General features: G+C 40.4%; 22 protein-coding genes. 17 read left to right on the forward strand and 5 right to left on the reverse strand.

What is annotated here, in order from left to right; genetic code table 11:
• Positions 1-6 precede the first annotated feature (6 nt).
• The 3 genes from JM81_RS08355 to JM81_RS08365 all read left to right on the forward strand — a co-directional run bounded on the left by JM81_RS08355 (position 7) and on the right by JM81_RS08365 (position 1,656).
• The gene (locus tag JM81_RS08355) at positions 7-453 is read left to right on the forward strand and encodes a response regulator (RefSeq protein WP_144802222.1); all 447 of its coding nucleotides are present in this window, start codon (positions 7-9) and stop codon (positions 451-453) included.
• 189 nt (positions 454-642) lie between these two features.
• Entirely contained in the window at positions 643-1,089 is a 447-nt protein-coding gene (locus tag JM81_RS08360) for a response regulator (protein ID WP_144802225.1), read from the forward strand.
• Positions 1,090-1,233: 144 nt separating this feature from the next.
• Positions 1,234-1,656: a BLUF domain-containing protein gene (locus tag JM81_RS08365; RefSeq protein ID WP_144802227.1), complete on the forward strand. Its 423-nt coding sequence runs from the start codon at positions 1,234-1,236 to the stop codon at positions 1,654-1,656.
• Positions 1,657-1,733: 77 nt separating this feature from the next.
• Here the strand turns inward: JM81_RS08365 and JM81_RS08370 are convergent, their stop codons facing one another.
• From JM81_RS08370 to JM81_RS08385, 4 genes are all read right to left on the reverse strand, one after another.
• A complete protein-coding gene (locus tag JM81_RS08370) occupies positions 1,734-2,738 on the reverse strand; it encodes a helix-turn-helix transcriptional regulator (protein ID WP_144802229.1) in 1,005 nt (334 codons plus the stop codon).
• A 280-nt stretch (positions 2,739-3,018) separates the two neighbouring features.
• On the reverse strand, positions 3,019-4,944 hold the full coding sequence (locus tag JM81_RS08375) for an ATP-binding protein (protein ID WP_144802232.1): 1,926 nt from the start codon (positions 4,942-4,944) through the stop codon (positions 3,019-3,021).
• Between the two features lie 146 nt (positions 4,945-5,090).
• Positions 5,091-5,531, reverse strand: coding sequence for a response regulator (locus JM81_RS08380; protein WP_144802235.1), 441 nt, complete (start codon positions 5,529-5,531; stop codon positions 5,091-5,093).
• Positions 5,532-5,540: 9 nt separating this feature from the next.
• Entirely contained in the window at positions 5,541-6,101 is a 561-nt protein-coding gene (locus JM81_RS08385; RefSeq protein WP_144802238.1) for a helix-turn-helix domain-containing protein, read from the reverse strand.
• A 149-nt stretch (positions 6,102-6,250) separates the two neighbouring features.
• On the opposite strand from JM81_RS08385, the gene JM81_RS08390 reads away from it, so the two are divergent.
• Positions 6,251-7,468 carry an ATP-binding protein gene (locus JM81_RS08390; protein WP_144802241.1) on the forward strand — a complete coding sequence of 406 codons (1,218 nt, stop codon included), beginning with the start codon at positions 6,251-6,253 and terminating at the stop codon, positions 7,466-7,468.
• Positions 7,469-7,504: 36 nt separating this feature from the next.
• Here the strand turns inward: JM81_RS08390 and JM81_RS08395 are convergent, their stop codons facing one another.
• The gene (locus JM81_RS08395) at positions 7,505-9,172 is read right to left on the reverse strand and encodes a sensor histidine kinase (RefSeq protein WP_144802244.1); all 1,668 of its coding nucleotides are present in this window, start codon (positions 9,170-9,172) and stop codon (positions 7,505-7,507) included.
• 335 nt (positions 9,173-9,507) lie between these two features.
• On the opposite strand from JM81_RS08395, the gene JM81_RS08400 reads away from it, so the two are divergent.
• From JM81_RS08400 to JM81_RS08460, 13 genes are all read left to right on the forward strand, one after another.
• Positions 9,508-10,848 (forward strand): MBL fold metallo-hydrolase, encoded by a 1,341-nt coding sequence (locus JM81_RS08400; RefSeq protein ID WP_144802247.1) that lies wholly within the window; start codon positions 9,508-9,510, stop codon positions 10,846-10,848.
• Between the two features lie 161 nt (positions 10,849-11,009).
• Positions 11,010-11,870, forward strand: coding sequence for an RNA polymerase sigma factor RpoD/SigA (locus JM81_RS08405; protein ID WP_144802250.1), 861 nt, complete (start codon positions 11,010-11,012; stop codon positions 11,868-11,870).
• Between the two features lie 131 nt (positions 11,871-12,001).
• Positions 12,002-12,193 (forward strand): hypothetical protein, encoded by a 192-nt coding sequence (locus tag JM81_RS08410; RefSeq protein WP_143815227.1) that lies wholly within the window; start codon positions 12,002-12,004, stop codon positions 12,191-12,193.
• A gap of 37 nt (positions 12,194-12,230) precedes the next feature.
• Complete coding sequence (gene proC, locus JM81_RS08415; RefSeq protein WP_089262569.1) at positions 12,231-13,046, forward strand: pyrroline-5-carboxylate reductase; 816 nt, start codon at positions 12,231-12,233, stop codon at positions 13,044-13,046.
• Positions 13,039-13,827, forward strand: coding sequence for a glutamate 5-kinase (gene proB / locus JM81_RS08420; protein WP_144802253.1), 789 nt, complete (start codon positions 13,039-13,041; stop codon positions 13,825-13,827). Before proC ends, proB begins: the two co-directional genes overlap by 8 nt.
• Positions 13,827-15,026: a glutamate-5-semialdehyde dehydrogenase gene (locus tag JM81_RS08425; RefSeq protein ID WP_144802256.1), complete on the forward strand. Its 1,200-nt coding sequence runs from the start codon at positions 13,827-13,829 to the stop codon at positions 15,024-15,026. The genes proB and JM81_RS08425 overlap by 1 nt, the downstream gene beginning before the upstream one ends.
• 36 nt (positions 15,027-15,062) lie before the next feature.
• The gene (gene ablB / locus JM81_RS08430) at positions 15,063-15,911 is read left to right on the forward strand and encodes a putative beta-lysine N-acetyltransferase (RefSeq protein WP_089262563.1); all 849 of its coding nucleotides are present in this window, start codon (positions 15,063-15,065) and stop codon (positions 15,909-15,911) included.
• A 208-nt stretch (positions 15,912-16,119) separates the two neighbouring features.
• Positions 16,120-16,818 carry an NUDIX hydrolase gene (locus tag JM81_RS08435; RefSeq protein WP_144802259.1) on the forward strand — a complete coding sequence of 233 codons (699 nt, stop codon included), beginning with the start codon at positions 16,120-16,122 and terminating at the stop codon, positions 16,816-16,818.
• Between the two features lie 30 nt (positions 16,819-16,848).
• Entirely contained in the window at positions 16,849-17,727 is an 879-nt protein-coding gene (locus JM81_RS08440; RefSeq protein ID WP_144802262.1) for a sugar phosphate isomerase/epimerase family protein, read from the forward strand.
• A gap of 25 nt (positions 17,728-17,752) precedes the next feature.
• Positions 17,753-19,369, forward strand: coding sequence for a carboxylesterase/lipase family protein (locus tag JM81_RS08445; RefSeq protein ID WP_144802265.1), 1,617 nt, complete (start codon positions 17,753-17,755; stop codon positions 19,367-19,369).
• Between the two features lie 11 nt (positions 19,370-19,380).
• On the forward strand, positions 19,381-21,675 hold the full coding sequence (locus JM81_RS08450; RefSeq protein WP_144802268.1) for a glycoside hydrolase family 3 protein: 2,295 nt from the start codon (positions 19,381-19,383) through the stop codon (positions 21,673-21,675).
• Between the two features lie 189 nt (positions 21,676-21,864).
• Positions 21,865-22,377, forward strand: coding sequence for a hypothetical protein (locus tag JM81_RS08455; protein ID WP_144802271.1), 513 nt, complete (start codon positions 21,865-21,867; stop codon positions 22,375-22,377).
• Between the two features lie 246 nt (positions 22,378-22,623).
• Complete coding sequence (locus JM81_RS08460; protein WP_144802274.1) at positions 22,624-25,914, forward strand: S41 family peptidase; 3,291 nt, start codon at positions 22,624-22,626, stop codon at positions 25,912-25,914.
• Positions 25,915-26,010 lie beyond the last annotated feature (96 nt).

The following is a 26,010-nucleotide window of genomic DNA, read 5'->3' on the forward strand; positions in this document are numbered from 1 at the left end:
GCAATTATGGGCACGATCGATAATGAAGATTTTCTAATTTTTATGGCGGAGGACGATACCGACGATCAGCAAATTTTTACGGAAACTATAGCAGAGGTCGACCAGAATATCAATATTCAACTTTTTGATAATGGAGAAACAGTGTTACACGAAATGGATACGACCTCTACATTACCAAATATCATATTCCTAGACTTGCTAATGCCTAAAAAAAATGGAGAGGAATGTCTAAAGGAATTGCGGGCCAACAGTTCCTTTGACAACATACCCATTGTGGTTTATTCCAATCTGTATGATATTGAAAGAATATCCAACCTATTTGAATTGGGTGCTAATCGATATTTGCATAAACCGGCCTCGTTTAAAATTCTTACAACTGCCCTAAGTAGAACCATACACTCTATTAAAAACAATAGCTTAGGTGGCACAGCCATTATACATTATGCCGATTAAATGAGGTAATTTTAGATATGGATTGAGTTATCAATTGAGTTAATTGGGATATAAAAAAATTAGTATTTTTTTTATATTGCAATGCAATTGAGCAAAACAACGACCTAAGAAATAGATTAACATAAATAAAATAAATCATGCAATTCTTTACCAAGTAAAAGCGTTTAAATTGTACAATTGTTAGTTACTATGAATCAAACCCTCATAAATGTTTACCTCGCAGATGATGATAGCGATGACAGAACATTCTTTTCTGATGCATTGAAAGAAATACCCATTAAAACCAAAGTCTCCGAATTTAACAATGGTGTTGACTTAATGGCCGATTTGGTATCCGAAAATGAAACACGCCCAGATGTTATATTTTTAGACCTTAAAATGCCAATGATGGACGGTTTTGAATGCCTGGCGGATATCAGGGAACTACCAGAGTTTAAAGACACACCGATCATTATTTACTCAACATCCTACCACCCAAAGGAAATTACACGTTTAAAGGAAATGGGTGCTTCGTTATATCTTCAAAAACCATCATCTTACAATCAGCTTAAGACATTATTGCATAAATGTTTAAGCTATATTAAAAACACTTCCAAAAGCGAAACTGCAGAGCCTGAGTTCGTGATATCTATTTAAATTTCAATTACCGCATTCATTTTCTATACAAACTTTATTATATTTAGTTAATAGTAATACAAATTAACTTTATGGCTATTGTTAATGGTTAACTTTGTGGGCTAGATATAAATATCTTGTTATAGATAAATCCAAAATAAAAGAATGCACGAATTAACCTATCGTTCCACGGCCAAGTCCAACCTCACAAAAGATGATTTAGAAAATATTCTAACGACCTCAGTTGCTAACAATAAAAATTTGAACATTACAGGGTGTCTAATCTACCACAAAGGTATGTTTGTTCAAACCCTACAAGGTGCAAAAGATCACATCTTTAATGTGTTTAACAATATTGAATCCGATATGCGCCATGTTGAGGTGAATTTATTATGGGAAGGATCAGCAACCAAAGCGGTTTTTGACGGATGGCACATGGCATATTATTCACCGGACGAAAAAACCGATGAGGTTGAATTAAAGGTGTTTGAAAACAATCTATTAATATTATCCTCCTACCACAACAACGATTCCGCATCGGTAAGGTTGTTTTGGAAACAAATAAAATCCTTAATATTTGAACATTGATTTTAATGTAACCTATATAAAAAAGCGCCAACTATGATATAGTTGGCGCTTTTTACATGTCTGTCCTTTATTTCAAATTATGCGGATAACGATACTTTTCTAGTATTCATTAAATAGGTCTTAGGCGTACAGTTAAATCTATTTCTAAATATTTTAGAAAAGTAACTTCTGCTGGTAAAACCAATGGTATATACAATTTCGGAAATATTTAAATCTGAGGTCTGTATCAATTCTTCGGCAAGAACCAATCTCTCATTTCTAATAAAGTTGGTTACCGTAGTACCTTCCATTACCTTAAATCCTTCCTGCAATTTTGTTGGGGATAAACCATATTCCCTACTTAAATAGGTAACGGTATAAGGGTATTCCGGTTTTCTTTTAATTGCATTCACCGCTTCCTCAATTCTCAACAACTCACTCTTGGTTAAAATGGTTGACACTTGACCTTCATTGTTGATATCTTCTCTACACTGTAAAATTTCAAGTGCCAAAGTAAAGCTCACAATACCATCAATAAGCAATTTTCTAACCAACCCTTTTTGATGTATGGAACGTATCTGTAACAGTTGCTCCTTTATTTTCAAATTAAACGTACCAATATGCTCATAACTGTCTTCTTGTAAAAAAGAAGAAAACAACTGCTGATAAAGGTCACTGCCTTTTTGTCCTTGAATTTTTGGGGCATCGTCCTCAGAAACCCTGATAATGGCAATGTTAGATTTTGTTCCCTCTTTCAATTTTATATCAATAGTATCGTTTTTACCACCGATCAACACGGTTTGCAAAGCCTCCACTTTTAAGGATTTAGTAGTACCGTAATTACGTTGTACGGTAAAATCACCTTCTAAACAATAGATGAAATATAAACATCTATGACCGTTCATTTCAAGGGAAAAATTAAAGTCCTGGGCCAAACTTAAATCGTATTCCGTATAAGAGATTCCAGATTCCAACGCTACGGTCTGTATACGGCCGGTTCCTTTTTCATTATCGTATTGAAGAATACGATCTCCTTCAAAACTAGAAATACTTCCTCCTAATACGTTATTAAAATAATTTAACTGGTTGTGGACTACTTGCATAATAATGGTTTTTGAGAATTAATAATTAATGCATTATTAGTCGTGCCCATATTTGTTGGCACACCCATTTCCTGTGGAGTGTTCATGGCATTCAACTTACTCACCATCTTTTTTCTTACCGAGCCAACTCTGGCGTATTGTAGATTTTTCATAACTGACTAATAATTTCTGTTACAAATATCTAGGTATTGATGGGGTTTTATGTTACATCATTTTAAGAATGAGTTACACAATTTTAAGATTGGCCAATTAATAGTGTAAGACTGAAGAAATAATGTACTTAAATAAGTACGGGCAAATACACGATAAACTCAGCGCCAACGTTGGGTTTGCCCTTGGCCATTATGGCACCGTTGTGCGATTCTACAATTTTTTTACAAATAGACAACCCTAATCCCGTACCGGTGAATTCGTTTTTACCATGCAAGCGCTGGAAAATTTCAAAGATTTTCTTTTCATATTGCGCTTCAAAACCAATTCCGTTATCCAAAAACTGCAATTTTACATAGACATCATTGCTCAAACTCAATTCTTGGGGCAATTCATTTTTAGAAATTATGGTACTCTTGATCTGTATGTTGGTTTTCGTATTCGGCTTAATATATTTTAAGGAATTGGAAATTAAATTGGTAAACAATTGTTCTAATTGAAATTGCACTCCGTTGACAATGGGCAAGTCGTCAGCACTAATTTGTGCCTTTAGTTCATTGATACGTTCTCCCAGATCATCCAAAACATTGTCCAATATATCATTTAGATTTACGCTTTTGGGCAATTCTACTACTTCCTCCACTTTGGAGTACGACAGTAAATTGTTGATCAAGTTTCTCATTCGGTCAGACGAGGATTTTACCTTTTCAAGATATCCTTGGGACTTTTGGTTCATACGTCCCTTTTCCTCTTCGCTCAACCTACTAATGAACATTTGAATTTTTCGCAATGGTTCCTGTAAATCATGACTGGCCACCCTGTTAAAGGCCTCAAGGTCAGAATTGGTTCTTTTGAGCTCCGCATTTCTGGCCTGTAAATTGGATTCTATTTCAATTTGCTGGGTAACATCCCGTATAACACCAACCATATACCAGTTTACATCCTTCTTAAAACATTCTCCTATGGTATTTAAATACTTGATTTCCTTTGTTTTGGTCACTATTCTAAAGACCAGGTCCGTTCTACCTTTGTGTTCACGAGCGTCCCTAAACCCTTTTTTTACCCTTTCTACATCATTTACATGGACAAAGGAAAGTAGACGTTCATAATTAGATTCAAATTCATTGGGCTCATACCCGAACAGGCGATATACATTGTCCGAATATTTTACGTCCGTTTTTGCCAGATTCCATCTAAAACTTCCAATACTGGCTACAGATTCCGCCTCTGTCAATAATCTATTCTGAACAAAAAGTTGTTCCTCATATTCTTTCTCCCTAGAAACATCCTTGGAAAACAACATGATCCCATCATTCATTTTTATGGCCCTGTTGCTGAACCAAAAATCTTCATCGTTAAAATGGTACTGCCTTAGAAATTCTACATTCTCTTCCGTGGTGTAACAATCCTTCAACAACTGTAAAACCCCATTAGTACTATTCTGAGGATAATATTCCAATAATGTCTTGCCAATGATCAAACTAGGTTCTTCCCTAGTGATCTCCACCATTCTGTTATTAATATATTCTATTTTAAAATCCTCTATTTCACCATTGGCATCATAGGTAGGCTTCACATAGCAAATAATATTATTAAAGCTATCCAAAACACTATTGTTGATTATACCTGCCAACTCCTGTTCATTGATAATGCGCTTATCATTGGCACTTTCCAAAAAGCCCGCATTGGTCTTCAATATATCGTTTTCTATATTGAACAAAAACGTTAGCACAACTCCTTCCCCATTCCCCTTTAATGTGGCATAGGTATACCCTGTTTGCTCTGCCAATGCCGCATATAAGGGAATGTTTACCTGCTCTTGGCTTTCAAAAACCTCTTGCAATGCATTTTGCAATCCTTCGATCAACGATAATTTTTCTATTTCGGCTATTGTGTGGTCAACCAATGTATTTTTTGATGAAACCAATAGTGTGTGCGCAGCAACATTGGCATATACAATCTTGAAATCCGTATTGTTACTTTCTTGTGGATCAATAGGCATTACATATACTATTGCGTCCTTGGAATCGTCCACAATATTTTTCAAAAAACTCATGCTAATAACAAATTTGGATATTTTAAAAGTAAGCGAAGAATAACAATCAACTACGAAATACGTAAAAATGAATTAAAACGACTAATGCTAAAACTAAAAAAGTTGTTTCTATGGAAACAACTTTCATTAATTCTTTAGGATAACAATTAAACCTTCAATAAAAAGTTTTCTTTCTTGAAATCATTTAAGTGGTACGACCAATTCATTTTCACCACTTGCTTTAACGACTTTTTAAGTTCGTTGAAACTAGACGGTTTTTTAATATAGATATTGGCCCCTTTCTCAAAAGTTTCCTCTATATCCCTTTCCGCTGAGCTCGTGGAATATATGGCTACCATAATATCCTTTAAATGGGGTGTACTGCGTATAGCCTCCAAACATTCAAAACCGTTCATAATCGGCATATTCAAATCAAGAAATATCAGATCCGGTAAATTTTCCGTTTCCTTGTTTAAATATTCCATACAGCTTTTGCCGTTTTCAAGTAAATGCAACTGGGTATTTAATTCTATACCATCTAGGGCATCGGCAAAAAACTGCCTATCATCCTCATCATCATCTACAAGAAGTATTCTTAATTTATTCATTTCGTTGTTTTAGGTGTTGGCTGAAGAATTCTTCTCCTTTTTCTTTTTAAATTTTAAATACTGGGTAATGGTAAGCCCGGTCACTTTTTTAAATTGATTTGATAAATGTGGTACACTACTGAAATTTAATTCATAGGCAATCTCGCTCAATTTAGCATTCTCCAATAATACCATTTCCTTAACTTTCTCAATACGCACTAATATATAAAAATTCTCAATTGAAGTATAGGTCTGACTAGAAAATTGATTGGATAAATAGGAATAGCTAAAACCTAACTGATCGGTTAACCGCTCAGACATTTTTATGTTCCTGGTATTCCCTTGCCTAACCATCTCCCTAACGCACAATTTTATATCCTCTACCAAATCAAGATCATTTTTAGACCGCAATTCAATGGAAAAACGCTCTAGACTTTCTTTAATAAGCGCTAAATCTTCCTTACTTATATTTTCGGTAATCTTAATTGTCCTACCCTCAATGATTTCATAATCAATCTTTACTTTACCCAAAATTTCCGCGATTAAAGCGGAAACAATTTTATCAGGGTCAAATACTAGATTAAATTCCATTCATTTTAAGTAAACTAATTCTACTTTAATTTGGCTAAATTATCCATTTTGGCAGTAATAACATAACAATTTCAAGTTAAACATTATCATTAATGAAGAAAGTTGATGCATAAAAGAATTAGCATTTTAAATTAATCTTATATTTAAATATGCCGTTGAAAAAATCCTTTCAAAGAAATATAGAAGACATACAATCTATTGATGTCCTCCCTATCATTCTTAATGTAATTAGAGAAACCACGCAAATGGGATTTATTGCGGTTGCCAGGGTAACCCAAGAAAAATGGTTGACCTGTAGCGCATTGGATAATGTCAATTTTGGATTAAAACCGGGTGATGAACTGGTAGTGGAGACTACCATTTGCCATGAAATAAGACAGGCCAATAAACTTGTTGTCATAGACCATGTGGAGACTGATTCTTTTTACCGCAACCACCCTACCCCGTTGCAATATGGTTTTCAGAGCTATATCTCCGTTCCCATAATCTTAAAAAATGGTGATTTTTTTGGCACCTTGTGCGCTATTGACCCTAAACCCAATAAATTGAACAATGATAAGGTCATTGGCATGTTTACGCTATATGCAGACCTTATTTCCTTTCATTTACAGGCCATAGAAAACTTACGGGCAATTCGCCAGAGAGTTAGACAACAAGATGTGCGCCTAGAGGCTTTTGAATTTATATCAAGTCATGACCTTCAAGAACCGCTACGTAAGATTCAGACATTTTCAACGATTATTCGTGAACGGGAAGCCAATAACCTTCATCCAAACGTGGCCACTTATTTTAAGGGAATTGAACGCGAAGCCAATAAAATGCGTAAAATCCTTAAAGACCTTTTGGACTATTCCGAAACAGAGGAATTTGTAGATCGTTTTAAGACTACCCATTTAGAGAAAATAGTACAGCGGGCCATTACCCGTATTCAACAGGACCTTAACGCATGTGGGGGTACCATATCATTGACCAGTATGGAAGAGGTAAACGCCATACCTATACAATTGGAACAATTATTTTATGGCCTATTGGCCAACTCAATTGCGTATAGATGCCCCAATAGGCCTTTAACCATTTCCATTGCATGCACTTCGGGCAAAGGTGGCGCATTTAACGTGGAGGGACTCAATTACCAAACTACATATTGTATGGTTACCGTAAAGGATAATGGTATTGGTTTTCAACAAAAATATGCCGAACGTATCTTTGGAATGTTCAAACGGTTAAATGCTGATAACAATGACAAATCTACAGGTATTGGCCTTGCCATTACAAAAAGGATCGTAGAAAACCATCGAGGGCGAATATTTGCGTATGGCGAGCCTGACAAAGGTGCAACATTCAAAATATACTTGCCCCAGGCCTAATTATTTTCAATTTACCAAACCGTATTTTATAAGGTTTTATCCTTTATGGATTTCCGGTATAAAAATATGAAATACGGATCCAACATTTGGCTCTCCAGATGCACTAATATACCCATTGTGGTTTTGCACTATTTTTTTAACAATTGCCAATCCTACCCCGGTACCTACATATTCTTGTTTTCCGTGCAAGCGTTGAAACACTTCAAATATTTTATCGGAAAATTGATTCTCAAACCCAATACCATTATCGGTAATGGTTATTTTGGCATATTTGGTATTCTGTTTTAATACTAGGCCTGAAATTGTCAGCTCATTGACAATTTCGCCCTTTATGGTAATTATTGGCGCAACATCTTGTTTTGAGTATTTTAAGGAATTGGAAACAAGGTTGTACATCAACTGCCTAAATTGAAATGGCACTACCTCTAGGGAACAACTTTCCTCTACGGTTAAATGTCCGTTCTTTTTCTTGAATTCTTCCGCTAAATCATTTTTGACCTCATCAATAATATGTTGCAATTCAATTTTCTTGAATATCCTTTTTTCGGTATCGGCTCGGGAATAGGCCAAAAGATCATTGATCAACGATTGCATTCTATTGGCTGCAGATTGTATCTTTTCAAACTTGTCCTTCCCTTTTTTAGAAAGGTTATCAATTTCCTTATCCAACAACACCTCTGCGAACATTTGTATTTTTCTAAGCGGCTCCTGTAGGTCATGACTGGAGATATAGGCAAAGGACTGCAGTTCCTTATTCATTTTTTCCAATTGAATATTACTGTCCTCAAGCTCCTTGGTACGTATCTCCACCTCGCTCTTCAGGTTATTGGCAAAAGACTTTTGCTGCTCTATATTCATAGCGGTGCCAATAAAACCCTTTAGTTGTTTGTCCTCATATCTGGGCACGGCCAACACCTTAAACCATTCAAATTGATCGGTACTTGCATTTTTGACCCTGTATTCCAAGGCAAAATTTTCCTCTTTACGAACAGCTTCCCCAAAGCCATCATACACCAACTGAATATCATCTGGGTGTACCATTTTCTCCCAAGTCTGCCCCGTAAAGTCAGAAGATTTTTCCAATCCTATATATTTTAAAAGTTCTTTGTTGGCATATTCCACATTGACTTTCGCATCGGTTATCCAAATCCAAATAGGGGACAAATCCGCAATTTCACGAAATCGCCGTTCACTTTCCCTTAATTTGTTGGCGGCTTTAACTGCTTCCGTAGTATCCGTACACACCGTAAGCACACCGGCTATATTACCGGATTCATCCTTTACGGGACTATAACTAAATGTCCAATACACATCTTCTATACGTCCATTTCTAAAAATCGGAATAAGTTGATTTTCTCTCCAAATAGATTCCCCCTTTTCTGAGACCGAATGAAGCAATGGTGCAATATCTTCCCAAATTTCCGGCCAAGCTTCCTTTCCGCTCATTCCTAAAATAGATGGATGTTTTCCATTTATTCCCAAACTTGGCCTATACGCATCATTATAAAAACATTTTAATTTTTTACCCCAGAACAAAAACATGGGAAAAGGAGAATTCAACATAATGCTAATGGTCATCCTTAAGGTCTGGGGCCATGTTTCGGGATATCCAATGGGTGTTTTTGACCAGTCCCTATTGCGCATTAGCTGGCTCATTTCACCACCATCCTCCAAAAAATAAAAATTCTTATTCGTGTCCGCCATTAAGTTTTAATTTTTAATCTGGAATTAGGTTCCCCGTTAAAATCAAATTTAAAATTAAATCAATTGAAGTACATACGCCTACTTTATTCTAAAAATTAATTCGATAGCGTTAAAAATTTAAGCAATTGTTTTAGAGCTTATAGAAGTGAAACCTTTCTCTAATAGCATCCATAATTAGATGGGTTAACATGAGGAGAAATATATAGCTACATGCATTGAACCAACCAACATCACAACTATTAACAATTTTAAAAACAAGCAGTTGCGTAACTTTTGTTACCATGAAGAACATATCAAAAAGCTAAATTTAGCATTTAACTACTAACAAAACGATCATGATTATAAAACAATTTCAGGACAAACCTTTGGCTCATTATTCATATGCCATTTTAAGCAACAAAAGTATTGCCCTTATAGATCCAAGCAGGGACCCAAAACCCTATTATTACTTTGCCGATGAGCACAACGCACATATTGTCGCCATATTTGAAACACACCCCCATGCCGACTTTGTAAGTGGACATTTACAAGTGCACAAAGAAACCAAAGCCACCATATATTGTAGTAAATTGATAGGGGCGGATTATCCCCATGAAAGCTTTGATGAAGGTGATGTTCTAACAATGGACGAAGTAAGGTTTTCCGCTTTGCATACACCAGGGCACTCTCCGGACAGTATTTCGGTACTAGCGGAAACCGATAAGGATACCCCTGTACTATTTACGGGAGATACCTTGTTTGTTGGTGATGTGGGTAGACCGGACCTAAGAGAGAAGGCCGGAAATAAAAAAGCGAAGCGAAAAGAACTTGCGCAAGCCATGTTTTCAACCATAAACAACAAATTTAACCACCTACCCGACGAAACCATCATATACCCAGCCCATGGTGCCGGGTCTCTATGTGGTAAGAATATGAGCTCAGACTCCTCAAGCACATTAGGTAAGGAACGTACACAAAATTGGGCGTTCAAAAAATTAACGGAACAGGAATTTATAGACCACCTTTTGGCGGAACAACCATTTATTCCCTCTTATTTTGGTTATGATGTGGACCTCAATAAGCAAGGTGCAAAAAACATTGAAAAAGAAATATATAATATTCCATTTCACATGAATGTTAGCAGATGTGAAAACCAGCATTTGGTAATTGATACTAGGGATGAGGAAGAATTTAAGAACGGTCATCTATCCAACTCCATAAATATTATGGCCCGTAACGAAGATGACAAAATAGAAACGTGGCTAGGAGCCATTGTACAACCTAATGAAAAATTCAATCTTATCGTTGACAAGGCGACCAACAGGCAGGAAATTCTAAACCGAATAGCCAAAATTGGGTATGAAAGCCACATACAAACAATAATGACCTTGGGTTCTTTTAATATGATAGTATCCTCACCGTTAGAATTTGAACATTTTAAAAACAATACGGATGATTATACCATTCTTGATATAAGAAATAAAAGTGAGGTTGAACAAAATAAAGTTTTTGATAAGGCATTAAACATTCCCCTCAACGATTTGCGTGATAATTTGGACCAAATTCCTGTGGACAAACCTATTGTTGTGCATTGTGCAGGTGGTTATAGAAGTGCTGTAGGATTTAGTATCTTATCGAAAAATATTCAAGAAACAAAGATTTTTGACCTTAGTGAGAAGATAAAAGAATTTAAATAAGTCAAAAAAGGGTAAAAATTCAAAAAAGCCACAATTTTGACCAAAAACAATTAAAATTATACAAAAAATCATTAAAAAGAGTCAAAAAAGTCATAAAAAACGTCTTTTTCTTGTTTTTTAACTTTAAAATACTATGTTATAGATTAATTTAAAAGTACGCTATGCGACAATTAAAAATCACTAAACAAATAACTAACCGCGATGCCAAATCTTTGGAAAAATATTTTCAGGAAATCAGTAAAATAGATTTGATTACTGCAAATGAAGAAGTGGAGCTAGCTAGAAAAATTCGTGAAGGTGATCAAAAAGCGTTGGATAAGCTGGTCAATGCCAATTTAAGGTTCGTAGTTTCTGCCGCCAAGCAATATCAAAATAGAGGACTACGCCTTACAGACCTCATCAATGAGGGAAATCTTGGATTAGTGAAGGCGGCTAAGCGTTTTGACGAAACAAGAGGGTTTAAATTTATTTCCTATGCCGTATGGTGGATCAGGCAGTCCATTCTACAGGCGCTTTCCAAAAAATCGAGGGTTATACGTTTGCCCCAGAACAAGATTGCTACCAATTCCAAAATTTATCAGGTTTATTCTACCCTGGAACAGACTTTTCAAAGACCACCCAGCCCCGGCGAAATTGCATCTGAACTTGATATTGATGTTTCCAAAGTTAAAAGTTCCATTAATTCTTCGGTAAAACACGTTTCCTTGGATGCACCCTTTAGGGAAGGAGAAACCGCCAGTTTACACAATGTCATTGAATCCAATGACATGGACACTCCTGATAAAGCGGTTATTCACGAATCATTGGAAACCGATATTGACGAAGTCCTGAACAAAATTCCAGAACGCCAGCGCGATGTCATCAAACTTTATTTTGGACTTGAGGGACAACCTCCCATGAGCCTAATTGAAATTGGCGAAATTTTCGATGTCACACGTGAGCGTGTCAGACAAATAAAGGACAAAGGTCTACGGGCACTAAGACGTAAAACCGATACCGAAGTTCTAAGGGCGTACCTGTAATTAGACCGTAATGTGGTTCTACAATTTCCGCAAAGCAGCTTTACCCAATTTTTAATCATTATAACACAAGCTTAACATGCCATATTTGGTGATGGATAGGCTTATGTTATGTTACAACAAGAAATGAAAACATGAAACTTATTTATATAAAAAGAGAAAGTATTATCAAGGAACTGTATAGAACAAAGACCGGCAGAAAAAATTCCAAGGTCACTTCTATTACAAGATATTTCTTGGGAATACCTATTAAAAAAATCCATAGCTATCAACAAATCTATCATAAGCGCAAGAACAACGCAATAGAGAAAATGCTATTCATTTAATCGGAAATATATTTTATCCATTTAATCATTAGAATTCATGAAAATACTAGTAATAGGAGCTGGAAACATGGGGTTGACGTATGCGGAAGGCATGTCTAAATCAAAATTACTTAAGAAAAGAAATATCATGGTGCTAGACACCTCTGAGGAAAAACTGGAGGAATTAAGGAATAATCCACAGTTTGATGCCTTTGACGATTTAAAGAAATGTGCCCCACAGGCAGATATCATTTTTATTGCGGTAAAACCGTACCATGCAGAAAGTGTATTCCTAAAATTGAACCCATTGGTAAAACCTGGCCAAATACTCATTTCCATTATGGCCGGTGTCACCATAGATACCATTAAACATCTTACGGGACTCACCAAGATTGTAAGGGCAATGCCCAATTTACCTGCACAAATAGGTAGGGGACTTACTTCTTTTGTGGCCTCTGAAGATGTGTCCAGAATAGAACTGTTGACCATTGAAAGCCTTTTGGATACCACAGGGAAATCTGTTTTGGTAAGCGATGAAAATTTTATCGATGCCTCTACCGGAATTTCCGGAAGCGGACCGGCATATGTATTTTACTTTATGCAAAGTATGATGGAAGCCGCCTTAAAAATGGGATTTACCCCAAACGTCTCCAAAATTTTGGTGGCACAGACCTTTACAGGGGCCATTGAGCTTTTCAATCAAAATGAGCTATCCCCAAATTCTTGGATGGACAAGGTGGCCAGTAAGGGTGGTACTACCCGTGCGGCACTGGACTCAATGGAAAACAACAATGTAGGTGAATTAATAAAGGATGCGGCTTTCGCAGCTTTTGAGCGTGCCGTGGAACTAGGAAAAGAAAAAGTACATGTATAAACAAAAGATAGTTATAAAGGTAGGTACCAATGTAATGACCAATAAGGATAACCGTATCGTTAGACCGGTTCTGCGCAATTTGGTACAACAGATTGCAGAATTGTATGAACAGGATATTATTACCGTACTTGTATCATCTGGTTCTGTTATTGCCGGTAAGGAGGTTTTGGGCACAAGTAGTATAGAACATGACACCAAGCGTAGACAGGTCTATTCCGCTATTGGACAACCCCGTATGATGCGCCATTACTATAACATTTTTAACGATTATGGTATGAAATGCGCACAGGTATTGCCCACAAAACGGGATTTTACTCCTGGGATACACCGGCAGAACATGATCAATTGTGTAGAGGGGCTACTATCGGAAGGGGTTATACCCATTGCCAATGAGGACGATGCGGTTTCGGTAACCATGAGCATGTTTTCGGATAATGATGAGCTGGCAAGTTTAATTGCACAGTTGATAGATGCGGACAAACTTATTATCCTTACCGATATTGACGGTTTATATACCGGTCACCCCAATGCGGACAACAGCGACCTTGTGCAGCATGTCAACCCAGAGGACAATCTGGATGATTTTATAAAGGACAGTAACAAAAAGGCGGGCGAAGGCCGTGGCGGTATGGGTTCCAAGCTGGACTATGCCCAACAGGCCGCTGCCAACAATATCCCTACGTTTATAGCCAATGGCAAAAAACCCCGTACCATAATAGATATTATAGAAGGAAAAAATGTGGGTACCAAAGTTACCCTCGAAGAAAAAATAGAAGCATAATGAAATTATTATCCACAACAATAAAAAACAATGTTTTACAAAGTATGGAGCGTCTTTTGGACGAAAACAGGACGGCCATTTTAAAGGCGAACAAACAGGACTTGGATCAATTTGATCTTGAGGATCAGGCCATGTACGATAGATTGATCGTTACCAATGCCAAAATAGATGCCATGATAATGTCCATTAAGGAGGTCAGGTCCCAGGAAGATCCTGTAGGACAGACAATTTCTTCCCAAAAATTGGAAAACGGATTGGATATTACGAACAAGACCGCACCGTTTGGCACAATTATGATTATTTACGAGTCCAGGCCAGATGTTACCATAGAGGCAGCGGTATTGGCATTCAAGGCCAATAATAAAATTTATCTAAAAGGTGGTAAGGAAGCCCTACATAGCAACAAGGCACTTACCAACCTATGGCACCGAGCATTGGAGGAAAACAACTTGTCTACCAACTATATTCAGCAATTGGTCCTCAATAGACAGGAAACCCAACAATTTTTAATGAACCCTCCAGAGAAATTGGATTTAATCGTTCCCAGGGGCGGAGAAAGACTTATTGCGTTTGTAAAGCAACATGCCAATTGTGCCGTACTGGTAAGTGGTCGTGGTAATAACTTTCTTTTTATAGATGAAGATGCCAATTGGGAGCAAAGCGTTCAAGTGATCCTAAATGCAAAGACCGCAAAAATATCGGCGTGTAATGCCTTGGACAAAATATTGATAAGTTCCAATATTGAGGATTATGCCCATAAATTAAAGGACCTCTATAAACTGCTCTCCGCAAACGGTGTGGAGACCTTGGTAGATTCCAAAGTGAATGAATTCCTTACGGAGGCAGACCCTATTGAAGACCCAAAGATTTGGAAAGAGGAATTTTTGGCCATGAAATGCTGTTTGGGCGCTGTGGATTCACTAAATGGGGCCATTGAAAAAATAAATCATAATTCCGGTGGACATTCCGCAACCATCATGACTAAAAACAAGGAAAATGCATTGCAATTTATGGAGGAGGTAGATTGCGCGGCCGTGTACCAAAATGCCTCTACCCGTTTTACCGATGGGGGACAAATGGGCGTTGGCGCGGAGTTGGCGATCAGTACGGACAAATTGCATCACCGAGGGCCCCTGGGCTTGAAACAATTGGTCACCAACAAATACTACATATTTGGCGATGGCCAGATCAGGGCATAACGAATTCACTCTTTCAAAGACTAAAAATCTATATTCATGTTCGAGAAAATTGAAAACATAGAAGGTGCCTTGGTATACCATGGCAATATGCATAACCGTATCTATTTTACCGATGCGGATAATACCGACCTAAATACCTTTGTTCCAAAGATCAAGGCCCTTGCCAAGCAAAGAAATTATGAAAAAATCCTGGGGCGGGCACCAGAAAGCGCGAGAGGTGTGCTGCAATCCAACGGTTTTACGGTAGAAGCAAAAATTCCCGGCTTGTACAATGGTAGTATTGACGGCTATTTTTTGGCGGATTATGTGAAGAAGGAACGGCACATTAATGATGAAAAAAGCCGTAAGACTATAGATTCGGTTAAAACGATCGCCTTTGCGGCGAGCAAACCGCAGACAGACCCGCATTTTTCCATTCCATCAAAAACCACCATTAGAGAATTGGATGCCAAGGATTTTCCCTTACTGGAAGAATTGCATAGAAAAGCGTACAAATACCACCCCGACCAGATAAAGGATGTGGAATATTTTCTAACGCTGCAAAAACTTAACCATAGCTTTTACGGATTGTTTGAAAATAATGAGCTTTTGGTATCCGCTATCTTGGATATCCATGTACATGAATCCAATATGGAAATCGTGGATTTTGTGACCCACCCGGACTATAGGGGGCAAAACCTATCGTACTTTTTAGTCCAGGATATCAAAAAGCAAATGAAATCCACCGGGTGCAAAACCGTTTATGCCATGGTAAGGGCCACTTCCTATGGGTTGAACATCACCTTTAGTAAACACGGATTTACTTTTGCCGGTACCCTGACCAATAATTGTATGGTGCGCAATACCATGGAAAGCATGAACGTATGGTATTATAAAAACGAGTAACATCAACATTTTACCCATGTTTTAATAGGGTATTTAATGGCTAGTATTTACTATGCCGCTTCCCCCGATCAAGTACTGATTTTGAATGAAAATTAATTCAAAATCAGTACTTTTTTATTATTGTCTCACTTTATGACAATAATCCTTTGTTTACATTGAATTTTATGCTTTATTTGAAAAATGCATTTAAATTTTATGAAATCAATCAATGAAAGGTTTAGAAAATAAGAATTTCATACCCAATCTTTCTTTTGACTGTGTAATATTTGGGTTCAACGGTAAATTGTTGAAAATTCTTGTACTGGAATATCACAACTCGGGATTTTTTGCGCTTCCGGGAGGTTTTATAGAGGTTGACAAAAGTATAGATGAGGCCGCAAAAAAAGGAGTCAAAGATCGTACGGGACTGGACAATGTATTTTTGGAGCAATTTCATGTATTTGGGGAAGTTGACCGTGCCGATCCTGAACATATGCGCCAGATACTGATTGCCAACAATGACCTCACAAAGGAGAATGAATGGATGTTGGATCGTTTCAACACGGTAGGGTATTACGCCCTGATCAATTATGAGGAGGTAACCCCTACCCCAGACCAATTTTCGGACAGTATAGGTTGGTACGCCATTGATGAACTTCCGGATCTTATGATGGACCATAACCAAATTGTGGAAAAAGCGTTGATCGTGCTCCGCAACAATCTCAGTGAAAAACTGATCGGAATGAACTTGTTACCGCCAAAATTTACCATGAAACAGTTACAATCCGTGTTTGAGGCCATATTGGACCAAAAACTAAGAAGAACAACTTTTCAGCGTAAAATGCTCTCTTTGGATATTCTTGAACGACACGAAAAACTTTTTCAAGGTAAGGCCCACAAAGCCCCCTATCTCTATAGCTTTAAATAAAACGAAAACTTTATACTTAAAACAACACTTATGAAAACATCTATCTTAAACAACTTTTTTAAAGGTATGGCACTGATCCTATTCATGTGCGGTACCTTAACGACCTATGCACAGAAAAAATTTGGCGGCCTTGCCCTTTACACCGTTAGGGATGATATGGGTACGAATGCCAAAGCTACCCTACAGGCCGTAGCGGATGCAGGCTATAAAAATATTGAAGCCGCGGGCTATGAAGACGGAAAATATTACGGTATGACTCCGGCAGATTTTAAGGACTTGCTTAAATCGCTCAAGTTAAAACCGATCAGTACGCACCAAAGTGCCGTTACCCTAGACAATGCAGACCAAATGATGGCAGATGCCAAGGCTGCCGGTTTCAAATATTTTGTCGTGCCTATTCCACCAATGGGAATGTTTACGTTCAACCAGGAAAACAGGACAATGGGTATGACCGGTACGGTTCAGGACCTGGCTCAAATTCTAACTAAACTAGGTGAAAAAGCCAACAAGGCCGGTTTAAAACTATTGTACCATAACCATGATTTTGAATTCAAGAAAAATGCCGAGGGTATTGTACCTATAGATTATCTACTGGAAAATGTAGATCCTAAATTATTGAACTTTCAGATGGACCTGTACTGGGTTACCAAAGCAGGTGCCAATCCTATTGCCTATTTCCACCAATATCCCGGTAGGTTTAAAATCTGGCATGTAAAGGATATGGACGAGCAGGGCAGATTTGCTCCGGTAGGCAAAGGTAACATAGGGTTTAAGAATATTTTGGACAATAAGGAACTTTCCGGAATGAAATACTATATGGTAGAACAGGATATGACCTTTGACGGATTAAAACCTTTGGATGCCATAAAAATTAGTCATGATGGGCTAGAGGAAATCGGATTTAAATAAACGAAACACCTAATCACTATACATCATGAAAATTCCATTTTATCGCTTATTAACGCTTGCCCTATGTATGATGACGGGCATAGCATCGGCACAAGATATCGTAATTACCGGTTCCAAGGTTCCGGTAATTGAAACCGAAAACGGACCCGTACGTGGGTACATTCACGACAATGTACATACGTTTAAAGGCATCCCTTACGCACAAGCCAACCGCTTTGAGGCGGCAACAAACCCTACAAAGTGGGATGCCGTAAGGAGTACCACCATGTACGGACCAGTTTCTCCATTAATAAACCCAACAACAACAATTCAAGATGAATCGGAATTTGTATTCGATCATGACTGGGGGTTTCCAAATGAAGATTGTTTGAGTTTGAACGTTTGGTCTCCAAACGTATCGGACGGTAAAACAAGACCGGTTCTGTTCTGGATCCATGGAGGTGGCTTTACCACTGGATCCAGCCATGAACTACCTTCCTATGATGGTGAAAATTTGGCCAAAAATGGGGATGTGGTGGTCGTATCCATCAACCATCGTTTAAACGTTCTTGGGTTTTTGGACCTATCGGCCTACGGGGATAAATACGCACAGTCTGCCAATAATAGCATCATGGATATGGTCAAGGCATTGGAATGGGTCAAGAACAATATTGCCAATTTTGGCGGTGATCCCAACAATGTTACCATTTTTGGGCAATCTGGCGGCGGTGCAAAAGTGAGTACGCTCATGGCCATGCCCAAGGCCAAAGATCTTTTCCATAAGGCCATTAACCAGAGTGGTTCGTTCAGAACCGCAATGTTGGAAAAAGAGGATACGCAGGCCATTGCAAAGGAAACCTTGACCATTTTAGGGCTCAATGCCAATACGGTGGACAGTATTCAACATATCCCGTATGAGACCTTGGCCAGCGCCAGTAGCCAGGCCTTAAAAATTGTTGCAGAACAAATGAGGGCCGCCGGGAAACCGGTAATCGGTTTTGGCCTTAATTGGGGACCAAGCAAAGATGGCAATGTACTGCCCTATCAATTGGGTACCAAGGAAGCCTTGGCCGTCTCCAAGGATATTCCGTTCATGATCGGTACCGCAAAAAATGAGTTTGCCCCGTTCGCAAACATGCGTTTTGTAGGTGCATCGGAAGAAACCATAATGGCACATATCAAGGAAACCTATAAGGACAAGGCAGATGCCTATATCGGTGCCGTTAAAAAGGCCTATCCAAAAGATACCGACCCTAAGGACCTATTGGATGTGGATACCATGTTCAGGCCCGGTGCAGTTATGGAGGCCAACGACAAATCCTCACTTAACGGTGCCCCGGTGTATATGTATCTATTTACTTGGCAGTCTCCGGTATTTGATGGTAAATATAAGGCGCTGCACTGTATGGAACTTCCTTTTGTGTTTGACAATATTGACCTTGCCAACCATATGACCGGTGGCGGTGAGGAAGCCCATAAACTAGCTAAAAAAATGAGCAAGGCATGGATTAATTTTGCCAGAACGGGCAATCCCAACCATGATGGGTTACCGGAATGGCCCGCCTACAACAGCAAGAATACGGCCACCATGCATTTTGACACTACCTGTGAAGTGAAACCACAGTTAGATAAAGAACTTTTTGAAATTGTAAGAAATAAATAATGTACCGGAATATGAAAATTAAGAACCATTTAAATGTCTTGACCGCCCTGGTTGCAGGTGTAATCCTTACCGGATGTGGCGAAAAATATACCACTGAGGTCAAAGAGGAACTTACTTTTGTCCATAACGAGGAGGGTGCCACGTTAGGATACTCCAATACCTCTGGGGTAACGCTATTGACCTTAGACAGGTATGCCTTTAAAGATTTGAACAAAAATGGAACCTTGGACGAGTATGAGGACTGGCGTCTTCCGGTAGCGCAGCGTGCCAAGGACCTGGCAAAAAAAATGAGCCTAGAGGATATTGCGGGTCTAATGCTGTACAGCTCACATCAATCTCTTCCCGGTAGGAGCCGTGGTTTTGGTTCTTCTACTTATGATGGTAAACCATTTCCAGAAAGTGGTGCCAAAGCCAGTGACCTTTCCGATGAACAAAAGAAATTTTTGACGGATGACCACTTACGTCATGTACTGATCACCTCGGTAGAAAGTCCCGCCGTGGCCGCACAATGGAACAATAACGCACAAGCCTTTGCGGAGGGCCTATACTTGGGCATTCCTGTAAACACCAGTTCAGACCCAAGGCATGGGAGCGATTCCTATGCGGAATTCAATGCCGGTGCGGGTGGTGACATTTCCATGTGGCCCGGTACTTTAGGCATTGCGGCTTCTTTTGATCCCGCCTTGATGAAACAATTTGGCGAGATAGGCTCAACCGAATATAGGGCCCTTGGTATCGCCACGGCCCTATCGCCCCAAATAGACCTGGCCACAGAACCACGCTGGAGCCGTTTTGACGGCACCATGGGCGAGGACCCTGATCTGGCTACGGACCTGGCACGTGCCTATGTAGATGGTTTTCAGTCTACAGATGGCGGCGATTGGGGCATGGAGAGCGTCAATGCCATGGTAAAGCACTGGCCCGGTGGCGGACCCGAAGAAGGCGGCCGTGACGGACATTTTGGCTATGGCGCATACGCCGTTTACCCTGGTAAGAATATTTCAGATCACATGAAACCATTTACCGAAGGTGCCTTTAAGCTAGATGGCCCTACTAAAATGGCGGCTGCCGTTATGCCTTACTATACCATTTCTGATGGTGAAGGAGAAAAGGTAGCCAATGGATACAATTCATACTTAATAACCGATATTCTAAGAGGCAAATATGGTTATGAAGGGGTATTATGTACCGATTGGGGCATTACAAGAGACATGACTTCGGTATCTAAATTTGAAGGCAAACCTTTTGGTGTAGAAAATTTGACCGTTGCTGAACGCCATTACAAGGCTATCGCAGCAGGAATGGATCAGTTTGGAGGCAATAATGATATGGGACCTGTTTTGGAGGCTTATAAATTAGGGGTTGCTGAACTAGGCGAAACGGCAATGCGTGCCCGTTTTGAAGAGTCTGCAGTTCGTTTATTGACCAATATATTTAGAGTGGGACTTTTTGAAAATCCGTATTTAGATGTAGCGGAAACTACTAAAATTGTAGGGAATAGCGAATATATGAAAGCGGGTTACGATGCACAATTAAAGTCTATCGTCATGCTCAAAAACCACAACAAGACCTTACCGCTAAAGGAAAAAATGAAGGTATACGTACCTCAACGCTATGTGGCACCCACTACCAATTGGTGGGGGATCACCACAGAACCAAAAACGGTAGATGCCTTTAACATGGAGGTTGTCGCCAAATTTTTTGAAGTGGTAAGCACCCCGGAGGAAGCAGATTTTGCCTTGGTGGGCATTCATAGTCCGGATGGCGGTGTAGGATATGATAGTGCCGACTTGGAAAAAGGAGGAAATGGCTATGTACCGATCAATTTACAATATGGCGATTATACCGCAGATACCGCACGGGAGGTCAGTTTGGCCGGGGGTAGTCCGCTGGAGGATTTTACCAACCGTACGTACAAAGGAAAATCGGTCTCCACGATCAATACCACGGATATGGATTTGGTGAACGATACCAAGAAAAAAATGGGCGACAAGCCGGTCATTGTCTCCGTAAAAGTGGCCAAACCTATGGTTTTCGCCGAAATAGAACCTAGTGCCGCTTCCATTTTGGTGCATATGGGCGTTCAGGACCAGGCGTTAATGGAAATTCTTACGGGTGCGGCGGAACCTTCTGCCCTTCTCCCCTTTCAGATGCCGGCGGATATGTTGACCGTAGAGGCACAATTGGAAGATGTACCCAGGGATATGAAACCTTATACGGATGCTGATGGAAATTCATACGATTTTGCATACGGACTAAATTGGAACGGCATAATTAACGATGCAAGAGTAAAGAAATATAAATAAATCGCTCAACTTGCAACCTGAAGCCTCGGTAGATATTTTTTACCGGGGCTTTTTTATGCCACCGGTATAATCCTTCAAAAAAAATAAACATCGCCATTAAACCTTTCGCCCATATATGCATCTAAACCAATGTCAATTTCCATGTGAGGTATTGGCCCAAAACAACACAACCCTATAATTTTATTTACAATGAGAATGACCACCGGATTACGCATGAGAATTATACATCGCTATCTAGGCTTTTTTTTGGCAGGTATTATGGCCATGTATGCCATTAGCGGAATCATTATGATCTTTAGGACGACCGATTTTTTAAAGAGCGAAAAAATAACCACACAACAATTAAAGCCCAATATGTCCGCTGAGGAACTTAGCGGCGCACTACGGATAAAAGGCGGGGTAAAACCGGAAAGGACCTTAGGGGACGTTATCTATTTTAAACAGGGAGAATACAATACCGAAACGGGGCTGGCCACCGTCAAAAAAATGGAACTGCCCTTTATCCTAGATAAAATGGAACATCTGCACAAGGCAACGACCAATAGTCCGGTCTATTTTCTGAACATCTTTTTTGGCCTATCATTGCTTTTCTTCGTAATATCCTCTTTTTGGATGTTCATGCCAAAAACAACGGTCTTTAAAAAAGGGCTCTATTTCACTTTGGGCGGCATGGTCCTGACCATTCTATTGCTCTTTGTGTAAGTAAACCTAGTAGTTCTATAAAGCATCGACCTTCATGGCATAAAAATTCATGAAGGTTTTTTTGTAGCATCCTGGCACTTTAATACCGTGATCTTAGTATCTTGTAGTGTAATAGCCAACATTCATTCCCTCAGTTGCTTTTATGGACCATTTCGCATACAGAACACGCGACCGGAAATCCCACATAAAAAAAATAACTAATTGCCTCTGGCATCCTATAACCCGTTAATTACAAAAACCAATCCTATGGGCATATCACATTACCTAAGAACACCACAGACTCTTTTACTGGCCAGCCTTACCCTATTATCCGTTACAAATTGCTTTGCACAAGGTTTTGAAGGATATTACCGAAATCCGGCCCTGCACGACAATACCATTGTTTTTGCCGCTGAGGGCGACCTTTGGAAAGTAGCCTTAAGTGGCGGAATGGCACAACGGCTTACCACCCATGCCGAAGATGAAAACTTCCCCGTCATCTCCCCAGATGGGAAAACCATAGCCTTTTCCGCAAGTTACGAGGGCCCAATTGAGGTGTACACCATGCCCATGGAAGGTGGCCTGCCCGTTCGGTGGACGTATGAACGGGATGCTTCCTATACCAATACCTGGACGCCTAATGGTGCTGTGGTCTACCATACACGTGCCTATTCCAAAGTTCCGGACAACCAATTGGTCTCCATAGACATTAAGACCAAAGAAAAGAAAAGAGTTCCGTTGGCACAGGCCAGTGAGGCCACCTATGACGCCAGTGGCAAAACCCTATATTTTGTAAGACCGGCATACCACAGGAACGTGACGAAAAGATATAAGGGCGGTACCGCAAGGCAAATCTATAAATTTACCGAAGGCACACAGGAGGCCGTAAAACTGACTACCGACTACCTGGGCGAAAGTCATCACCCCATGTGGTTTAACGGCAGGGTCTACTTTATTTCGGATAGGGACGGTATGATGAATATTTGGTCCATGACCGAAAATGGGGAGGACCTTCAACAACATACAAACCATAAGGATTTTGATGTCCGCGCCGCCAGTATCTCTAACGGAAACCTGGTCTACCAAAAGGCGGCGGACCTTTGGCATTATGACCTGAACACCAAGTCCGACAAAAAGATTACCATAAAATTGGTGTCCGATTTGGACCAGCTACGCCAAAAGTGGGATGACAACCCCTCTCAATACATCACCTCCGTACATCCGGACCCTGCGGGAGAACATATTGTCATTACGGCAAGGGGACGAATTTTTGTGGCGCCCGTAAAATCCGGCAGGTTCGTATCCTTTACGGAACAAAAGGGCGTACGCTACCGCGATGCCGTTTTCTCCCATGACGGAGAAAATATCTATGCGCTATCTGACCAAACGGGGGAGTTTGAATTTGTTCGTATGCCCGCCAATGGCCAAGGAGAAGAAAAAAAGTTGACCGGTGACGGCAGCCTATTACGTTTTGGGGGCACGCCTTCCATGGATGGCAAATATATGGCCTACAACGACCTGGAAAACAACCTGTACGTGCTTAATTTGGCAAGTGGCACCAGCACCAAAATCTCTACCAATCAAGAAGGCATTGGTACCTTTTCATGGTCGCCGGACAACACTTGGCTGGCATTTGTACAGGTAGCCTCTAATACCATGGCGCAGATCAAGGTGTACAATGTAAAGACCGGTGACCTGTTTGACCTGACCACGGATAGGGCCAATAGCACCGACCCCCAATGGAGCCCAGATGGAAAATTCATTTATTTTCTATCGGATAGAAGTTTTACCTCGTTGGTCGGTAGTCCGTGGGGACCCAGGCAGCCGGAACCGTATTTTGATGCCAGTGAAAAAATATACCATGTAGCCTTGAAAAAAGGCACCCGCTCCCCGTTTAGGGAAAATGATGAACTTGTAACGGACGACACCAAAGCGGAACCCTCCGCAAAAACGGATAAAAAGAAGAAGGACAGTGATGCCGGGGACAAGGAAACCATTACCGTAAACATAGACCGTGAAGGTATACAGGAAAGGATTATGGAAGTACCTGTTGCGGCCGGTAATTATGCCGCGCTACAGGTAACCGATAAGGCCCTGTACCTCATGGCCAGTGATACCGGGGTAAAGGCCAAAAGCCACCTATCCTTTGTATCCATTGGCAACGAGGACATTGCCCTTAAGACCATGGCCAAGGACATCAATGGGTTTGAGCTTGCCGGCAAGGGCGCCAACCTACTGCTTTCCAAGGATTCCAAAATCTATATGGTAGATGCGGGTACGTCTGAAATCAGCGACCTGTCCAAACACCAGGTGAATCTTAGCAATTGGAAATTTCCCATTGTGCCCAGGGAAGATTGGAAACAGATCTTTACCGATGCATGGCGCATGGAACGCGATTATTTCTATGACAAAAATATGCACGGGGTAGATTGGGATGCCATGCATGCCAAGTACCTGCCCTTGGTAGACCGGGTAACCACACGTAATGAACTCTCCGACCTTATCGGCAGGTTCGTGGGCGAGCTTTCCGCACTGCACACCAGTGTAAGGGGCGGTGACGAAAGGACCGATGATGCCGACATTGGGGTGGCCACCTTGGGCGCCCTGTTCAGTAGAAGCGAACCCAAAATGGGCTTTGTCATTGACTATATCTATAAGGCGGACCCCGATTACCCCGATGAAAAATCGCCATTGGACGACCCTTACCTAGATGTACGGGTTGGGGACGTCATTACCCATGTCAACGGAAAAAATGCCCTTACTGCCTTGGATATGGGAGAGTTAATTAGAAACCAGGCCGGCAAGCAGGTACGCCTTACCGTTATGCGGGGCAGCACTTCTAGGGACATCATCGTAAAACCGATCAGCAATGCCTATAACCTACGCTATCGCGATTGGGAATATGGCAACAGGCTCAAGGTAGAGGAAAAGGGCGACCAGGACATTGGCTACCTGCATTTACGGGCCATGGGCAGTAATGATATCAGTCAGTTTTACCGGGAATTCTACCCGGTCTTCAACAAATCTGGCCTGATCGTGGACGTGCGGTATAATTTTGGGGGCAACATTGACAGTTTTGTGCTCGAAAAATTATTGCGAAAAGCCTGGATGTACTGGAAAGGAAGGTCTGGGGAAGCGTTCTGGAACATGCCCTACGCCTTTAGGGGACATATTGTGGTCCTCGTGAACGAGAATACCTATTCTGACGGTGAGGCCTTTGCGGACGGCTTTAAGAAATTAGGCCTGGGCACCACTATTGGCACCCGCACCTGGGGCGGCGAAATTTGGTTGGACAGCAGTAACCGATTGAGCGATAACGGACTGGCCAGAGCTCCCATGTTGGGCGTTTATAGTGAAGATGGAGAGTGGATCATAGAAGGACACGGTTTTGAGCCCGATATTGTTGTGGACAACCTGCCCCATGCTACCTTTAACGGGGAAGATGCGCAGTTGAATGCCGCCATAGAATTCCTTAAAAAGCAGATCAAGGAAGACCCAAGGGAAGTCCCTGCACCACCGGCCTACCCGGACAAATCGTTTGACAATAACCGTAATTGATGCCATTTAGTGACGACTAGCATCTACACTAAAAAGTGACATATGCATTGGGAAAATAGGGCATTCCCCCGTTCTCCCGATGCATTTTTTCTGAAG

The organism is Maribacter sp. MAR_2009_72, from assembly GCF_007827235.1.
Lineage (GTDB): Bacteria > Bacteroidota > Bacteroidia > Flavobacteriales > Flavobacteriaceae > Maribacter > Maribacter sedimenticola.

Bases quoted from the DNA above. Each gene is read 5' to 3' on its own strand.
- JM81_RS08355 (WP_144802222.1), top strand. From the start codon at position 7: ATGGGCACGATCGATAATGAAGATTTTCTAATTTTTATGGCGGAGGAC.
- JM81_RS08360 (WP_144802225.1), top strand. From the start codon at position 643: ATGAATCAAACCCTCATAAATGTTTACCTCGCAGATGATGATAGCGAT.
- JM81_RS08365 (WP_144802227.1), top strand. From the start codon at position 1,234: ATGCACGAATTAACCTATCGTTCCACGGCCAAGTCCAACCTCACAAAA.
- JM81_RS08370 (WP_144802229.1), bottom strand. From the start codon at position 2,738: ATGCAAGTAGTCCACAACCAGTTAAATTATTTTAATAACGTATTAGGA.
- JM81_RS08375 (WP_144802232.1), bottom strand. From the start codon at position 4,944: ATGAGTTTTTTGAAAAATATTGTGGACGATTCCAAGGACGCAATAGTA.
- JM81_RS08380 (WP_144802235.1), bottom strand. From the start codon at position 5,531: ATGAATAAATTAAGAATACTTCTTGTAGATGATGATGAGGATGATAGG.
- JM81_RS08385 (WP_144802238.1), bottom strand. From the start codon at position 6,101: ATGGAATTTAATCTAGTATTTGACCCTGATAAAATTGTTTCCGCTTTA.
- JM81_RS08390 (WP_144802241.1), top strand. From the start codon at position 6,251: ATGCCGTTGAAAAAATCCTTTCAAAGAAATATAGAAGACATACAATCT.
- JM81_RS08395 (WP_144802244.1), bottom strand. From the start codon at position 9,172: ATGGCGGACACGAATAAGAATTTTTATTTTTTGGAGGATGGTGGTGAA.
- JM81_RS08400 (WP_144802247.1), top strand. From the start codon at position 9,508: ATGATTATAAAACAATTTCAGGACAAACCTTTGGCTCATTATTCATAT.
- JM81_RS08405 (WP_144802250.1), top strand. From the start codon at position 11,010: ATGCGACAATTAAAAATCACTAAACAAATAACTAACCGCGATGCCAAA.
- JM81_RS08410 (WP_143815227.1), top strand. From the start codon at position 12,002: ATGAAACTTATTTATATAAAAAGAGAAAGTATTATCAAGGAACTGTAT.
- proC (WP_089262569.1), top strand. From the start codon at position 12,231: ATGAAAATACTAGTAATAGGAGCTGGAAACATGGGGTTGACGTATGCG.
- proB (WP_144802253.1), top strand. From the start codon at position 13,039: ATGTATAAACAAAAGATAGTTATAAAGGTAGGTACCAATGTAATGACC.
- JM81_RS08425 (WP_144802256.1), top strand. From the start codon at position 13,827: ATGAAATTATTATCCACAACAATAAAAAACAATGTTTTACAAAGTATG.
- ablB (WP_089262563.1), top strand. From the start codon at position 15,063: ATGTTCGAGAAAATTGAAAACATAGAAGGTGCCTTGGTATACCATGGC.
- JM81_RS08435 (WP_144802259.1), top strand. From the start codon at position 16,120: ATGAAAGGTTTAGAAAATAAGAATTTCATACCCAATCTTTCTTTTGAC.
- JM81_RS08440 (WP_144802262.1), top strand. From the start codon at position 16,849: ATGAAAACATCTATCTTAAACAACTTTTTTAAAGGTATGGCACTGATC.
- JM81_RS08445 (WP_144802265.1), top strand. From the start codon at position 17,753: ATGAAAATTCCATTTTATCGCTTATTAACGCTTGCCCTATGTATGATG.
- JM81_RS08450 (WP_144802268.1), top strand. From the start codon at position 19,381: ATGAAAATTAAGAACCATTTAAATGTCTTGACCGCCCTGGTTGCAGGT.
- JM81_RS08455 (WP_144802271.1), top strand. From the start codon at position 21,865: ATGAGAATGACCACCGGATTACGCATGAGAATTATACATCGCTATCTA.
- JM81_RS08460 (WP_144802274.1), top strand. From the start codon at position 22,624: ATGGGCATATCACATTACCTAAGAACACCACAGACTCTTTTACTGGCC.